Genomic DNA, 14,084 nt, shown 5'->3' on the forward strand with positions numbered 1-14,084 from the left:
CAGCCCCCGGCATCCCCAGCCAGCTGATTCACGGCGGCTCCAAGCAGCTGCCTGGCGCGGAGAGGTCCGAAATCCACCTCGGCGGCCGCGCGGCTTGACTGCCACCACGCTAGACCCCCGAAGAGGCGTCGGTGCAGGTCAGGCGCGTCCAGCACAGCGGCGCACAGCTGCTGTCCCTCAGACCGCGTCCGAAATAGATGATCGACGATCGGCCCGGATACACACGAGCACACCACGAGCAGCACGAAGATCAACAATGCCGTAGACAGGCGAATATGTTGAGGGGTCAAACGAAGAAACCCCAGCTCAGAAACCCGAGCTGGGGCCTTTCGGTGTGCGCCGCCAGGGACTCGAACCCCGGACCCGCTGATTAAGAGTCAGCTGCTCTAACCAACTGAGCTAGCGGCGCTTGCGACGCCCGTAACTCTAGCAGCACCGGAGCGCCACTCGCACATCAGCCGATCCGCTCGGCCACCCTCTCGAAAGCCTCCAGCGTCAGCTTCCAGAACCGGTCCACGTCCAGGCCCGTCGCCACCGAGGCGTTCGCCGTCCGCTCGTCGATCCTGAAGTCCGTCACCGTCATCCCTGCCGTGTACGTCCCCATCGTCTCCACGTTCACCACCGCGGGCACGCGCGTCAGCAGCGTCGGGTCGATGACGTGCGCGACGGCCACCGCGTCGTGGATGGCGGGTCCGCCCTCGGCCGTCACCATCCCGTAGAACTGGGAGATCGGGACCACGAGGTCGGCCAGGCGGCCGAGTGTCCGCATGCGGTCCAGGATCGCCTCGGTGACGACCGCCGTGAGCGTCACGTCGAGGCCGACCATGGTGACCGTCCATCCGGCTCTGAACACGATCGAGGCCGCCTCGGGGTCGGCCCTGATGTTGAACTCAGCCGCGGGGGTGTGGTTACCCCTGGTGTACGAGCCGCCCATGATCACGAAGTCGCGGACCCACTCCACGATGCGCGGCTCCCGCCGTACGGCGAGGGCGATGTTGGTCAGCGGGCCGACGGCGACCAGGGTGATCTCGCCGGGCGCCGAGCGGAGGGTCTCGATGATGAAGTCGACGGCGTGGCCTTCCGACGCCCCCTTGGCGGGCGCGGGGAGCTCGACGCCGCCCAGGCCCGAGGCGCCGTGGACGGATTCGGCGCGCACGCGCTCGCCCATCAGAGCTCCGGCGCAGCCAGGGGTCACCGGGACGTCGCCCAGCCGGTAGAACTCGCGCAGCGCGAGCGCGTTGGCGGTGGTCAGGTCGAGGCTGACGTTGCCGCCCACGGTGGTGATGCCGACCAGTTCGACCTCGGGAGAGCCTCCGGCGAGCGCGAGAGCCAGGGCATCGTCAATACCGGGATCACAGTCGATAAGGAGCTTTTTCACCCTAAGACAGTACATATGAATCGGGGCCGGGCAGTTTCCCCCAAAACTGCCCGACCCCGATCTATCGCGGTCCAGGCCGGGCACCTTCCCCCGAAGTGCCCGGCGGTCCCGCATCAGCAGACCACGGTCCCCCTCCGCGTCTGCATCGGCAAAAGCTCTGCAAGTCAGTCGCAGCACCCTTGACCTGCTTCAACGTTACAGAGCTGAATGCAACGGACGCGTCATATCAGGGTCCGTAATCGCCCTAAACAGCCTAGGGGAGCTCCAAGCGGACCTCCGTGCCCTCCCTGAGGGAGCGGCTGACCGTGCAGTGCTTGTCCTCCACCCGCTGCGCGACCGTCCTGAACACCTCGTCGGCCTGCTCCGAAGGGACCTCCACGTCGTAGGTCACGGTGACCGGGCCCAGCTTGTTCGGCTCGACCTTCTCCGCCTCTACGGTCATCGCCAGCCGGAGCAGCCGGTGCCCGCGCTTGGCCGTGAGCGGCTCCACGGTCACGATGTTGCACCCGCCGACCGCGGCCAGCAGCAGCTCGACCGGGGTGAACACGCCGTCCTGGTCGCCCCCTCCGATGTCGACCCGCGCGCCGCGCTCGTTGGTCACCACGAAACCGTCATCTGTCCGCTCAACACGTACGTTCGCCATGCTCGCAAACCTACCGGGAGTATCCGGACGCCGCGCGGGGTCGGTGGCTGAGGTCCTTCCGAGAGGGACGCTCCCGCCGTACCCGAACCCCGCGCCGGAGACCGGGACGACGAGAACGTGGGGTCAGGCGGGAGTGGGGAGGTTGAGGCGGACCAGGGTGCCGCCGTCGGGGGCCGAGACCGCCGAGACGGTCCCCCCGTGGCTGTCCACCACCTGCCGGACGATCGCCAGCCCCAGCCCCGACCCCGGCTTCGCCCGCGCCTCCGCCGACCGGTAGAACCGGTCGAAGACGAACGGCAGGTCCGACACCGGAATCCCCGGCCCGTGGTCGCGGACCTCCAGTACGCCGTCGTGCAGCGTCACCTCGACCGCGTCCGTGGGCGCGCCGTACTTGGCGGCGTTGTCGAGCAGGTTGCCCACCGCCCGCGCCAGCCGGTCGGGCACTCCGCGCACCAGCGTGGGCGAGACCGACACCGTGAAGCGGGTCTCGGGCCAGTGCAGCGCCGCCCTGGTCACCTGGTGGGTGACGATCTCGTCGAGGCGCACGACCTCCACCAGGGCCGCGGGCTCCTCGTCCCTGGCCAGCTCGACCAGGTCGGACACCAGCCCGGTCAGCTCCTCGAGACCGAGGACCACCGCCTGCCCGACCTCGGCCCGCTCGGACTCGGGCACGTCCCCCCGCACCAGCAGCTCGGCGTTGGTGCGCACCGCGGTCAGCGGCGAGCGCAGCTCGTGCGAGGCGTCGGCCACCAGCTGCTTCTGCGCCTTGGCCGAGCGCTCCAGCGCGTCCAGCATCGTGTTGAAGCTGGCCGCCAGCTTGCCGATCTCGTCGTCGCGCTCGACGTCGATGCGCAGCCCGAGGTCTCTGGTCACCGCGATCCTGGAGGTGGTGGCGGTGAGGGTCGACAGCGGGCGCAGCGAGGTCCGCGCGGCCAGCCAGCCGAAGAACGCCGCGATGACCAGCCCGCCGGCCGCCACCGCCAGGAACGGCCAGCCGAACTCCGCCTGCCACCGCCCGATCTGTCCCATGACGCTCTCGGCCCTGCGGCAGGTCACGTAGTAGGCGGCGCCCAGCACCAGCAGGACCGACAGCGCGGCCGCGAGGCCCGCCGCGAGGGCGAGCCGAAGATGCAGCTTCATAGCTCCCTCAACACGTATCCGAGGCCGTGCACGGTCTGGATCAGCCGCGGCTCGCCGTCGTGCTCGGTCTTGCGGCGCAGGTAACGGATGTAGACCTCGAGCGAGTTGGAGCCAGGGGTGAAGTCGTAGCCCCAGATCCGCTCGAGGATGACCTCGCGGGTGAGCACCTGCCCGGCGTTGCGCATGAGCAGTTCGAGCAGCGCCGCCTCGGTCCCCGTCAGGTCGAAGACCCGGCCGCCGCGCCGCGCCTGGCGGCTGGACGGGTTCAGCGCGAGCCCGGCGAACTCCAGCGCCCCGCCCGACGAGGAGCCACGGCGCAGCAGCGCCCGCACCCTGGCGAACAGCTCCTCCAGCGCGAACGGCTTGACCACGTAGTCGTCGGCCCCCGCGTCCAGCCCCTCGACCCTGTCGCCCACGCCGGACAGCGCGGTGAGCATGAGAACGGGTGTCCTGTCGCCCTCCCCGCGCAGGCGACGGCAGACCTCCAGCCCGTCCATGCCCGGCATCATGACGTCGAGCACGACGAGGTCGGGTCTGTCCACCGCGACCACCGCCAGCGCGGTCGGCCCGTCGGCGGCGCCCCTGACCCGGTACCCCTGGACGCGTAGCGCCCTGGTGACGGCCTCCCGCACCTGCGGCTCATCGTCCACCACCAAAACTTCGGGCTTACCCATGTTCTCTTCAGGCAACTCTCATGTACGTCGCACACCGTCGTCTCTATGACTACCAGCACCCAGTCTCTCTCGCCCCTGCTCTTCTGGACGGGCGCGGCAGTGGGGCATTTCGGAGCGATCCACCCCGGCTGGAGCTATCCGTGGCTGCCCACCGCCTATGTCGGCGCCGCGCTGCTCGTCGTCCTCGGGCTGGTGGCGGTCCGCTGGCGGCGCGCGGCGCCGCTGCCCCCGAGCGTCCGTACGGTGGCCGCCCTCGCGGGCGCGCTGCTGGTCACGCACCAGCTCGCCGGTCCCGCCGACGTGACGGGGCTGAGCCGTACCGGCTCCTTCCTGCTGTACGGCGCGGCGCTGGCGGTGGCGCTGTGGCGGCGCCGTCCCGCGCAGCGGACCGGCACGCTCCTGATCGCCGAGGGGATCGGCGCCGACCGGATCGCCTCCCGCGTCCGCCATCCGGAGCGCACGCTGGTGCTCTACCGGGCCCGCGACCCCCGTGAGGCCGAGACGGCCCGCGAGCTGCGCGCCCGCGGCGTGCCCGTGGTCCTCGTCGAGGGGGCCGAGCACGACCCGAGGGCCAAGGAGGCCGTCAGCGCCTCCGGCCTGAGCCGCCTCGTCCCCGACATCTCCGAGCGCAGGGTACTGGTCTACGGCCCCCGCGGCTTCGTGAGGTATGTCAACGGCGCGCTGTCCAAGCTCCGGCAAAGGGCTTAGCCGTGCGTTATCCGGTCCATGCCACGGTGAACCGTATGACCTTTCCCGGCGCCGCTCGTGTGCAGATGGTGATGGACCTTCCCGTGTGCGTGGACATTCGCACCGCGCTACCCGAGCGGGAGCTCACGCCCCTGCTCGACGACGCGTTCTCCTGGCTGCGTTGGGTGGAGGACACCTTCCACCCGGGCAGGGCGGACAGCCAGGTCGCCAGGCTGAACAGGGGGCAGACCATCGACCAGGTCCCCGAGGTCGTGGAGATCCTGCACAGGTGCGACGAGCTGCACGAGGCGACGGGCGGCTGGTTCGACGGGCACGCGGGCAGCAGGCTCGACCCGATGCCCTATGTGCGGGGCTGGGCGGTGGAGCGCCTGTCACGGGCGCTGACCACCGCGGGCGCGGTCGACCACCGGGTGAGCGCGGGCCACGACCTGCGGGTGCGCGGCTCCTCATCGCCGGGCCGCCGCTGGCGGGTCGGCGTCCGCGATCCCTACGACGGGGTCACCACGTCGGTGCTGTTCCCGCACGACGCCGCCATGGCCACCGCGGGCGGCGAGGAGTTCAGCGGCGAGGGCCGGGCGTGGGTGTGCGTGATCGGCCCCGACCTGGGTGTGGCGGGCGCTTACGCCGCCGCCATGCGAGCCATGGGAACGGCCAGAGCCAGGCGTTTCGCCATGCGGCTGTCGAGCGAGACGGATGGGAGCCAGGGGTGGAACAGGGACGCCCGGCCGTACCAGAGCATGGTGGTCGGCGCCGACGGGCGCGCGACGCTCACGCCGGGCTTCACGACCTACGACGCCGAGACGAGACTCGCGGGCTAGGCCTCGGGGTGCTTGGCCAGGTACTGGACGTACAGGGGCCGCAGCGCCTCGCCCAGCTCGCCCTGGCCCGAGCTCATGGCGTCGCTGAGCAGCGCGGACAGGTGGCTGAGATCGTTGACGACCTCGTGGCTGTGCCCGCTGGCCGCCTCCGCCGCGGGGATGGCCCTCAGCAGCTCCCAGATGAACCCGAAGTCCCCGTGGCGTACGGCATAGCGCACGGCCCGGTCGTGGAGTTCGCTCGCCGGCATCGACTCGAGTTCCTCAGTGTCCATGTCACTTCCTCCCCCAGAACGCACCTTCCCCCGGAACCCCTCTGGGTAACGCCATCGCGAGACTACTTAGAGTCATCGGGGGGCACATAGCGTGCATGTCAGATCGACAGCTGACGACCTTCCTGATCGTCACGCTCGCCGCGATGCTCGCCTTCGATCGTCGCGCATCGGCTGCAGCGGTGGGTCAGGGTGCCGGGCGTCGGTGCTGGAGATCCTGCTCGGGGTGCTGGCGGGTCCGGTGGTGCTCGGCTGGGTGGGCCGGCACGAGGCGAGGGCGCTCGCGCTGTTCGCCTCCGCGGGACTGCCGCTGATCGTCGTGCTCACCACGACCGGCGTGGAACAGCACGCGATCACCGCGGCCACGGCCGCCGCCATGGTGACCGCGGGTGTCTTCAGCGTGACGGTCTACCCCTTGATCGCCCTTCGGCTCTATCGAACCGCCGATCAGAAGTGCGAGGATCCTGTGGCGTGAAGTTCATCATCAAAATTCTCGTCGTGGCGGCGTCCCTCTGGGTCGCCATCCAGTTCGTGGACGGAGTCGAGATCACGACTCCCACGGGCACGGCCAAGTACTGGGGCACGCTGCTCGTGGTGGCGCTGATCTTCGGTGTCATCAACGCCGTGATCAAGCCGATCATCGAGACCATCGGCTGCGCCTTCTACGTGCTGACCCTGGGGCTGTTCGCCCTGGTCGTCAACGCGGGGCTGATGCTGCTCACGAGCTGGGTCGCCGACCAGATCGACGTCCCCTTCCACGTCACCGGCTTCTGGCCCGCCTTCTGGGGGGCGATCGTCGTCGCCGTCGTCAGCTGGGTGCTCAGCCTGGTCCTGCCCGACTGATGCTGCTCGACGGCGCCACCCTCACCTGCGCGCAGGTGGCCGCCGGCGGCCCGGTCTCGATCGGCTCCCTCGATCGGGCCGGCGCCGCCTGGCGGACCGCCCAGTCGCTGGCCGGTCCCGTGTACGGCCAGAGCACGGGTGTCGGCGCCAACAAGGACACCGCGGTCGAGCAGGGCGGGCTCGACCTGCTGCGCAGCCACGCGGGAGGGGCGGGGCCGCTCGTGAGCGAGGCGCGCGCCCGCGCGATGCTCGTCGTCAGGCTCAACCAACTCCTCGCGGGCGGCTCGGGGGTGAATCCGGCCCTCCTCCCCGTGCTCGCGGAGGCGGTCAACGGCGGCTTCACTCCCCCTGTCCGCACCTACGGCGCGATCGGCACGGGCGACCTGACCGCGCTGGCCACCACCGCCCTGTGCCTGCTGGGCGAGCGCGAGTGGCGCGGGCCCGGCGGGGCGTCAGGTCCGGGGCCGCGGTTCGCGCTGTCCTCCGGCGACGCGCTGCCGTTCATCAGCTGCGGTGCGGCCACGCTGGCCGACGCGGCGCTGGCCGTCCATGGCCTGCGGACGCTCATGGAGTCCGCCGTCACCGTGGCGGCGCGCTCCTTCACCGCGGTCGGCGCCTCGGCCGAGCCGCTGGCGCCGGCCGTCCACGAGGCCAGGCCCCACCGGGGGCAGGCGGAGGTGGCCGTGCGCCTGCGCGGGATGCTGACCGCCGAGGAGGCGGTCAGGGTCCAGGACCCGTACGGCTACCGCGCCTTCGCACAGGTGCACGGGGCCGCCATGGACGGGCTGGAGCGGGCCGAGCGCGTCGTCGAGGTCGATCTCAACGCCGCCACCGAGAACCCGCTCTTCCACGGCGAGCTGGCCTGGCACAACGGCAACTTCCACGCCGCGCCCGTCGCCCTGGCGCTCGACGCCCTGCGGGCGGCGCTGGTGCCCACGGCGCAGCTGTCGGCCGCGAGGCTGGCCACGCTCATGGAGCCGGCCTACACCGGGCTGCTCCCCTTCCTCGCGGGGAGTCAGGGCCGCTCGGGGGCGATGATCCTCGAGTACGTCGCGCAGGACGCGCTGGCCGAGCTGCGCCTGCTGTCCGCGCCCGCGGCAGGGGGCACGGCGGTGATCTCACGCGGCACCGAGGACCACGCCAGCTTCGCCACCCAGGCGGCGAGGGCGGCGCTGCGCTGCCTGGAGCCGCTGGAGATCGTGCTGGCCTGCGAGCTGGTCGCCGCGCGCAGGGCGCTGTCGCAGCGCGGCTCCGCCGGCGAGCCCGACCGTCCCCTCGACGCCGACCTGGACGAGGCGCGCAGGGAGCTCAGCGGCTGATCCGCGCCACCGAGCCGCGCTCGCGCAGCGTGGGCTGCTGCACCACCCTGCGGCGCCGGGAGGGACCGTCCGCAGCCGCGGCGACCAGCCGTACGGCGGCGCGCACGATGCCGTCGATGTTCCAGTCGACCGTGGTCAGGCCGGGGCTGAGCAGGCCCGACATGGGATGGTCGTCGTAGCCCATCACCGACACGTCGCCGGGAATCGACAGCCCGCGCTCGGCCGCCGCGGCGTAGACGCCGTAGGCGATGGAGTCGGAGAAGCAGAACACCGCCGTGTGGCGCCCGCTGTCGAGGACCGTGTGGGCGACCTCGGTGGCCGCGGCCAGCCCGTAGGAGGCGGTGGCCACCTCGATGTCGAGGCCCAGCCGGTCGGCCTCGGCGCTGGCGTGGATGTCCGCGGGCCGGTCGGGCGTGCGCGCCCCCGTCGGGGTGAGCACGGCGATGTGCTCGTGACCGAGCTCCTTGAGGTGCTCCAGAGCGAGGGTGACGCCCCGCCTGTTGTCGAAGACCACCTCGCCCGCCGTGCCCGGCAGCCCGTCGCCGATCGCGACCACGGGCACCGACTCGCACAGCTCGGCCCAGAACGGCGCGGCCGGGTCGACGGGCTGCACGATCAGGCCGTCGACGCGCTGGTCGCGCAGCTGCTGGGCCAGGGCACGCTCGCGGGCGGGGTCGCCCACCGCGTCGAGGATCAGCGCGTAGCGGTCCTTCTCCCGTAGACCCCTGCTGATGCCGACCGCCAGCGACTGCTGCCACAGGTCCTCGAGGGAGCCGCAGAGCACGCCGATCATGCCGGTGCGGCCACTCGCCAGCGCTCTGGCGATGGGGTCGGCCTCGTAGCCGAGCTCGGCGGCCGCCGCGCGCACGCGTTCCATGGTCTCCTCCGAGACCTGGAGCCCGCGAAGGGCGTAGGAGACGGCAGCAGGCGAAAGGCCGGTCGCCTGCGCGACCTCTTTGATGGTCGCTCGCTTTCTGGCCATCGGACAAGCGTAGCCACCATTGACAAACAAGAGGTGAAGCGGTTCACTGAAACGCATCACTGAATCGCTTCACATGCAAGGTCAGGGTTTACCTGTAATCTCGGTAGGAAATATAGGGAGGTGTGATCGTGAGCATCGATGTCCATCAGCACCTGTGGACGCCCTCGTTCGTCGAGGCGCTGCGCGCCCGTTCCCGCCCTCCTCGCCTCGACGGCTGGACCCTCCTCCTCGACGGCGAACCGCCGTACGAGGTCGACCCCCTCGATCACGCCGACCGCGACACCACGGGCCTTGAGCTCGCGCTGGTCTCCCTCTCCAGCCCGCTGGGCATCGAGTTCCTGCCGCCCGAAGAGGCCTGGCCGCTCATCGACGCCTACCACGAGGGCGCGCTGAAGCTGCCCGTGCCGTTCGGCGCGTGGGCGGCGACCTGCCACAGCGACGTCGACCCTGGCAGGCTGGCCGCCGACCTCGACCGGGGCTTCGCGGGGCTGCAGATCCCCGCGACCGCCGAGCCCGACGACCGGCTGCTCGAGGTGCTGACCGAGCGCGACCTGCCGTTGTTCGTCCATCCAGGCCCCGCCGCCGCCACCCAGGGCGTGCCCGGATGGTGGCCCGCGCTGGTGCCGTACGTGCAGCAGATGCACGCCGCGTGGCACCACTTCCACGCCGTCGTGCGCCCGAGGCACCCGCGGCTGCGGGCGTGCTTCGCGCTGCTGGCGGGGCTCGCGCCGCTGCACTCCGAGCGGCTGATCACCCGTGGCGGCGGCAGGGCCCGGGTCGACCCCCTCTGTTACGTGGAGACCTCCTCGTACGGCCCGCGCGCGATCGACGCGATCGTCCGCGAGCTCGGCATCGACGTGGTGGTGAACGGGTCGGACGCGCCGTACGCCACCGCCCCCGACCCGGGGATGGGCGCCGCCGCGGCGCACGCCATCAGGGTCGCCAACCCTCGACGTCTACTCGGACGAAAGGAGTAAACGCACGTGAGCACCAACCTTCCCGCCCGCACGCTCGACCGGCGGGAACTACGCGAGCTGGTCGACGACCTGGCCGCGAACCCCGCCCAGTGGCGGGACCTGGTGGACTTCCCCGCCGACGGCGGCCGTCACTACGCCTCGCTCTACCGTGACGCCTACGTGGACGTGTGGCTGCTCTGCTGGCGTCCGGAAGATGACACGGGCTGGCACGACCACGACATCTCCTCCGGCGCCGTGCACGTGGTCCAGGGCGCCCTGCGGGAGTGCAACCCGCGCATCGGCGGCGAGCACCTGGAGACCGTGGTGGCGGAGGGGCAGTCGTTCCACTTCGGCCCCGACCACATCCACCGGCTGACGGGGGCGGTGGACAGGAGCGTGTCCATCCACGCCTACTCACCCCCGCTGTGGCGCCTGGGGCAGTACTCCATCGACGACACGGGGCTCATGCGCAGGGTCTCGGTGAGCTACGCGGACGAGCTGCGCCCGATCGACGACGCGCCCATGAGTGAGGCGCCCGTCGGCGAGGTCGCCTGAGCTCAGGCCGCGCACGACTCCCGCAGCACGCAGCAGGTCGAGCAGGGCTCGGCCTCGGGCAGCGTGACCCACAGGCAGCAGGTCCTGCGCCGGTAGCCGTCGGCGGTCTGCTCGAGCAGGCCGTCGACGGGCCGGCCGACCGCGCGCAGCAGGCCCATGTAGTCGGCCTGGAGCACCACGGTCATCGGATGCGCGAACGCCTCGGCCGTGGAGCCCCACAGCGTCCGCGCGCCCACCCGCGCGTGCCCGCTGATCGCCTTGACGAGCGGCTCCTGCGACTGGAGCAGGGCCTCACGGATCGCCTGCGGGCTGTCGACGACCGTCACCGACGTGGCGGCGACCGTCACGCCCGCTTCCGACTGCTTGAAGTAGGTGTCCTCGAGCCGCATGACGGGCGCCCGCCCGTCGAGCGCCCAGCCCACGGCCATCGGGAAGGTGAGCCAGTAGCCGAGCGTCTTCCACAGCAGCGCGGCGCCCACGTGCCGGGGCGCGTCGTACCGGCCGGCGGTCTGCTCGATCAGCGACCCGAGCAGGGTGGACGGCTCGCGCGTCAGCTCGCCGAGCGGGGTCCAGGAGTCGTCGGGCTCGACGGTCAGGCCGGGCAGGACGCCGAGCACGCCACCGCGCGCGGCTGCGACGCGCTCCAGCACTCCGGTCAACTCCGCGAGCGGCACGGCAGGCCCTTCGGTCGAATAGGTAAGCCTTGCCTAAGATACCAGAGGGCGTCCCGCCCGCACTCCTACGACCAGTTGCACCGCGCACGCGGCGAGCCCGGCCAGCAGCGGCACCGTCCAGCCGCCCGACGCCTGCCTGAGCAGGCCGATCAGCAGCGGGCCGAGCGCGGCCAGCACGTAGCCCACCGACTGCGCCACCGCCGACAGCGCGGTCACCGAGGACGGGTCGGGCGCCCGCAGCGTGATGATGAGCAGGGCGAGCGCGAGCGACGCGCCCTGCCCCACGCCCAGCACGATCATCCAGAGCCACGGCACGGTGGTCGGGGCGAGCAGCACGCCGAGGTAGCCCGCCACGGTCAGCAGCGCGGCGGCGGCCACGTGCGGGACCTGTGTCCTGCTCCGCTCGGCGTGCACGGGCACCGCGATCGTCCCGACGACCTGGGCGAGGTTGGAGACGGCGAGCAGGAAGCCGGCGTGGTCGGCGGGCAGGCCGGACTCCTGGAAGATCGTGGGCAGCCAGGCGAGCATCACGTAGAACGTGAGCGACTGGATGCCCATGAACGCGGTCAGCTTCCAGGTGACCGGGTTGCGCAGCAGCGCCCCGACCGGCCTCGGGCCGTTGGCCGGGGCAGACTGCCTGCCGAAGGCCTGGGGCAGCCAGAGCAGCGCGGCGGCCACCGCGGGCGCCGCGACCAGCGCGGAGACGCCGCGCCAGCCGTACCCCGTGAGGTGTTCGAGGGGAATCGCCAGCGCGGAGGCCGCGGCGGCGCCGCCCACCAGGGCCGAGACGTAGATGGCGGTGAGCAGGCCCGCCTTCTCGGGGAAGTGCAGCTTGACCACGCCCGGCATGATCACGTTCAGGATCGCGATGGCGGTGCCCGCGATGGCCGCGCCGGTGTAGAGGAGGGGCGCGCCGTCGAGGCTGCGGACCACCACGCCCGCGGCGAGGATCAGGAGGGCGACCAGGAGGGTGCGGTCGAGGCCGATCCTGCGGGCCAGCAGCGGGGCGACCGGGCCGAACAGGCCCAGGCAGACGACCATGACGGTGGTGATCGCGCCACCGCCGGCGGGGGTGAGGCCCACGTCGGTCATGATCTGGTCGAGGAGGGGGGAGATGCCGGCGAGGGCGGGTCGCATGTTGAGCGCGGTGAGGATCAGCCCGGCGACCACGAATGTTGATCTCAAGGACATAGCCAGGCCCACTCTGCCATGCGCCCTCCGGTCGGTGTCACCGCGGCCCGCAGGGGAAGCTCGTCCCGCTGACAACGTTGTCACACGGTTCAGCATGAGAAATGATCCGTGTGTGAGACCGACGATGAAGGATGTCGCCGCCGAGGCAGGGGTCGCGCTCAAGACCGTGTCCAGGGTCGTGAACAACGAGCCGGGGGTCAACGCCGCCACGGCCGACCGGGTCAGGGCCGCGATCGAGCGGCTGGGCTACAGCCGCAACGAGAGCGCCAGGGTGCTCCGTCAGGGCAGGACGTCGAGCATCGGCCTGGTCATCGAGGACGTCGGCGACCCCTTCTACTCGGGGGTGAGCAGGGCGGTCGAGGACGTCGCGATCAGGCACGGCTCCCTGGTGCTGAGCGGCTCCTCCGCCGAGGAGCCCGCCAGGGAACGGGAGCTGGTGCTCACCTTCTGCGCCCGCAGGGTCGACGGCCTCATCGTGGTGCCCGCCGGCGCCGACCACTCCTACCTGCGCTCCGAGCTCGCGGCGGGCACGCCCGCGGTGTTCGTGGACCGTCCGGCGGGTGAGGGCATCGACGTCGACACGGTCCTCTGCGACAACAGAGGTGGGGCCAGGATGGCCACGGCCCACCTGCTCGCCCACGGCCACCGCCGCGTCGCCTTCCTCGGGGACAGTCCGGCGATCTTCACCGCGGGCGAGCGCGAACGCGGCTACCGTGAGGCGCTCGGCGACCTGGTGGACGAGCGGCTGATCTCGATGGCGCACCCCACGCTTGAGCGGGTCCGCGCCGATCTCGACCGCATGCTCGGGATGGACGACCCGCCGACCGCGCTGTTCACCGGCAACGGGCGGATGACCACGACCGTCCTGCGCGCGCTGGCCGGACGGCGGATCGCGCTGATCGGGTTCGACGATTTCGAGCTGGCCGACCTGCTGACCCCGGGGGTGAGCGTGGTGGCGCAGGATCCGGCCGGGTTGGGCCGGGTGAGCGCGGAGCTGCTGTTCCGCAGGATCGCGGGCGAGGGCGGCCCTGCGGAGAGAGTCCAGCTGCCGGTCACGCTGATCCCGCGCGGGTCGGGCGAGATCCCGCCAGGAGGGTGACGCCCCAGGGCCAACCAAGCGGGTCCCTGGGGGCGCGGGTCTTCTCAGCCCTTGAGCGCGCCCGCCATCAGCCCGCGCATGAAGAACCGCCCGAGCACGAGGTAGATCAGCATCGTCGGGATCGAGGCGAGCAGCGCCGCTGCCATCTGCTGGCTGTACGGCGTGGCCTGCGCCCCCGCGATGTTGTTCAGCATGACCGTGGTCGGCCAGCTCTGCGGGCCGGTGAGGAAGACCGCGAACAGGAAGTCGTTCCACAGCGAGGTGAACTGCCAGATGATCACTACGGCGAACGCGGGCCCCGACACGGGCAGCACGACCGACCAGTAGGTGCGCAGCATGCCCGCGCCGTCGACCCGCGACGCCTCGATCAGCTCGTCGGGGATCGTCACGTAGTAGTTGCGGAAGATGAGCGTGCAGATCGGGATGCCGTAGACGACGTGCGCGAGCACCAGCCCCGAGATGTCGCCGTACATGCCGATGTTCACCATGAGCTGCACCAGCGGGATCATCACCCCCTGGTAGGGGATGAACATCCCGAACAGGAAGAGCGTGAACAGCACGTCCGCGCCGGGGAAGCGCCACTTCGACAGCACGTAGCCGTTCATGGAGCCGAGCACGCACGACAGGAGCGACCCTGGCACCGCCAGCAGCACGCTGTTCCAGATGCCCGGCGCCAGCTTCTCCCACGCCACCCGCCACGCCTCCAGCGTCCAGACCTGCGGGAGGTTCCACGCCTGCGAGGGGTTGGCCTCGGTGAGCGGCTTGAAGCTGGTGACCAGCAGCACGTAGACCGGGATCAGGAAGACGACCGCGAAGGCGATCAGCATCCCACGGC

The 14,084-nt window shown here is 71.3% G+C and carries 17 protein-coding genes and 1 tRNA gene; 8 read left to right on the plus strand and 10 right to left on the minus strand.

The genetic code is table 11. The features are described from left to right. Nucleotides 1–335: 335 nt before the first annotated feature. From H4W81_RS27860 to H4W81_RS27880, 5 genes are all read right to left on the minus strand, one after another. A tRNA-Lys gene (locus H4W81_RS27860) sits at nucleotides 336–409 on the minus strand. Nucleotides 410–454: 45 nt separating this feature from the next. After that, complete coding sequence (locus H4W81_RS27865) at nucleotides 455–1,378, minus strand: nucleoside hydrolase (RefSeq protein ID WP_318782001.1); 924 nt, start codon at nucleotides 1,376–1,378, stop codon at nucleotides 455–457. A 253-nt stretch (nucleotides 1,379–1,631) separates the two neighbouring features. Further along, nucleotides 1,632–2,021 carry an OsmC family protein gene (locus H4W81_RS27870; RefSeq protein ID WP_192777532.1) on the minus strand — a complete coding sequence of 130 codons (390 nt, stop codon included), beginning with the start codon at nucleotides 2,019–2,021 and terminating at the stop codon, nucleotides 1,632–1,634. A 123-nt stretch (nucleotides 2,022–2,144) separates the two neighbouring features. Then, nucleotides 2,145–3,161, minus strand: a complete 1,017-nt coding sequence (locus H4W81_RS27875; protein ID WP_192777533.1) for a sensor histidine kinase — start codon at nucleotides 3,159–3,161, stop codon at nucleotides 2,145–2,147. Next, nucleotides 3,158–3,835, minus strand: a complete 678-nt coding sequence (locus H4W81_RS27880; RefSeq protein WP_192777534.1) for a response regulator transcription factor — start codon at nucleotides 3,833–3,835, stop codon at nucleotides 3,158–3,160. The genes H4W81_RS27875 and H4W81_RS27880 overlap by 4 nt, the downstream gene beginning before the upstream one ends. Before the next feature lie 45 nt (nucleotides 3,836–3,880). On the opposite strand from H4W81_RS27880, the gene H4W81_RS27885 reads away from it, so the two are divergent. Together H4W81_RS27885 and H4W81_RS27890 are read left to right on the plus strand one after the other, a co-directional pair. Then, complete coding sequence (locus H4W81_RS27885; RefSeq protein WP_192777535.1) at nucleotides 3,881–4,543, plus strand: ferric reductase-like transmembrane domain-containing protein; 663 nt, start codon at nucleotides 3,881–3,883, stop codon at nucleotides 4,541–4,543. A 35-nt stretch (nucleotides 4,544–4,578) separates the two neighbouring features. Next, nucleotides 4,579–5,361 carry an FAD:protein FMN transferase gene (locus H4W81_RS27890; RefSeq protein WP_192777536.1) on the plus strand — a complete coding sequence of 261 codons (783 nt, stop codon included), beginning with the start codon at nucleotides 4,579–4,581 and terminating at the stop codon, nucleotides 5,359–5,361. Here H4W81_RS27890 and H4W81_RS27895 read toward each other — a convergent pair. Further along, nucleotides 5,358–5,633: a hypothetical protein gene (locus tag H4W81_RS27895; RefSeq protein WP_192777537.1), complete on the minus strand. Its 276-nt coding sequence runs from the start codon at nucleotides 5,631–5,633 to the stop codon at nucleotides 5,358–5,360. The two genes, H4W81_RS27890 and H4W81_RS27895, sit on opposite strands and share 4 nt — an antisense overlap. 202 nt (nucleotides 5,634–5,835) lie before the next feature. Between H4W81_RS27895 and H4W81_RS27900 the strand changes: the two genes are divergently transcribed. From H4W81_RS27900 to H4W81_RS27910, 3 genes are read left to right on the plus strand one after another with little or no spacing between them, the layout of a single operon-like run. Further along, the gene (locus H4W81_RS27900; protein ID WP_192777538.1) at nucleotides 5,836–6,105 is read left to right on the plus strand and encodes a hypothetical protein; all 270 of its coding nucleotides are present in this window, start codon (nucleotides 5,836–5,838) and stop codon (nucleotides 6,103–6,105) included. Continuing rightward, nucleotides 6,102–6,473 carry a phage holin family protein gene (locus H4W81_RS27905; RefSeq protein WP_192777539.1) on the plus strand — a complete coding sequence of 124 codons (372 nt, stop codon included), beginning with the start codon at nucleotides 6,102–6,104 and terminating at the stop codon, nucleotides 6,471–6,473. Before H4W81_RS27900 ends, H4W81_RS27905 begins: the two co-directional genes overlap by 4 nt. Continuing rightward, nucleotides 6,473–7,792: an aromatic amino acid ammonia-lyase gene (locus tag H4W81_RS27910; RefSeq protein WP_192777540.1), complete on the plus strand. Its 1,320-nt coding sequence runs from the start codon at nucleotides 6,473–6,475 to the stop codon at nucleotides 7,790–7,792. Before H4W81_RS27905 ends, H4W81_RS27910 begins: the two co-directional genes overlap by 1 nt. On the opposite strand, the gene H4W81_RS27915 is transcribed toward H4W81_RS27910, so the two are convergent. Beyond that, nucleotides 7,782–8,774: a LacI family DNA-binding transcriptional regulator gene (locus H4W81_RS27915; RefSeq protein WP_192777541.1), complete on the minus strand. Its 993-nt coding sequence runs from the start codon at nucleotides 8,772–8,774 to the stop codon at nucleotides 7,782–7,784. The genes H4W81_RS27910 and H4W81_RS27915 overlap by 11 nt on opposite strands. A 128-nt stretch (nucleotides 8,775–8,902) precedes the next feature. Here H4W81_RS27915 and H4W81_RS27920 point away from each other — a divergent pair, with 128 nt between their 5' ends. Both H4W81_RS27920 and H4W81_RS27925 read left to right on the plus strand, forming a co-directional pair. After that, nucleotides 8,903–9,751 carry an amidohydrolase family protein gene (locus H4W81_RS27920; RefSeq protein WP_318782002.1) on the plus strand — a complete coding sequence of 283 codons (849 nt, stop codon included), beginning with the start codon at nucleotides 8,903–8,905 and terminating at the stop codon, nucleotides 9,749–9,751. A gap of 6 nt (nucleotides 9,752–9,757) precedes the next feature. Further along, entirely contained in the window at nucleotides 9,758–10,285 is a 528-nt protein-coding gene (locus H4W81_RS27925; protein ID WP_192777542.1) for a cysteine dioxygenase, read from the plus strand. Between the two features lie 2 nt (nucleotides 10,286–10,287). On the opposite strand, the gene H4W81_RS27930 is transcribed toward H4W81_RS27925, so the two are convergent. Together H4W81_RS27930 and H4W81_RS27935 are read right to left on the minus strand one after the other, a co-directional pair. After that, on the minus strand, nucleotides 10,288–10,959 hold the full coding sequence (locus H4W81_RS27930; RefSeq protein WP_192777543.1) for a (2Fe-2S)-binding protein: 672 nt from the start codon (nucleotides 10,957–10,959) through the stop codon (nucleotides 10,288–10,290). A gap of 33 nt (nucleotides 10,960–10,992) precedes the next feature. Continuing rightward, nucleotides 10,993–12,150 carry an MFS transporter gene (locus tag H4W81_RS27935; protein WP_192777544.1) on the minus strand — a complete coding sequence of 386 codons (1,158 nt, stop codon included), beginning with the start codon at nucleotides 12,148–12,150 and terminating at the stop codon, nucleotides 10,993–10,995. Between the two features lie 112 nt (nucleotides 12,151–12,262). Between H4W81_RS27935 and H4W81_RS27940 the strand changes: the two genes are divergently transcribed. Continuing rightward, nucleotides 12,263–13,249, plus strand: coding sequence for a LacI family DNA-binding transcriptional regulator (locus tag H4W81_RS27940; RefSeq protein WP_318782003.1), 987 nt, complete (start codon nucleotides 12,263–12,265; stop codon nucleotides 13,247–13,249). Between the two features lie 44 nt (nucleotides 13,250–13,293). Here the strand turns inward: H4W81_RS27940 and H4W81_RS27945 are convergent, their stop codons facing one another. Further along, entirely contained in the window at nucleotides 13,294–14,076 is a 783-nt protein-coding gene (locus H4W81_RS27945) for a carbohydrate ABC transporter permease (RefSeq protein WP_192781080.1), read from the minus strand. Nucleotides 14,077–14,084 lie beyond the last annotated feature (8 nt).

The sequence above is a fragment of the Nonomuraea africana genome, assembly GCF_014873535.1.
Lineage (GTDB): Bacteria > Actinomycetota > Actinomycetes > Streptosporangiales > Streptosporangiaceae > Nonomuraea > Nonomuraea africana.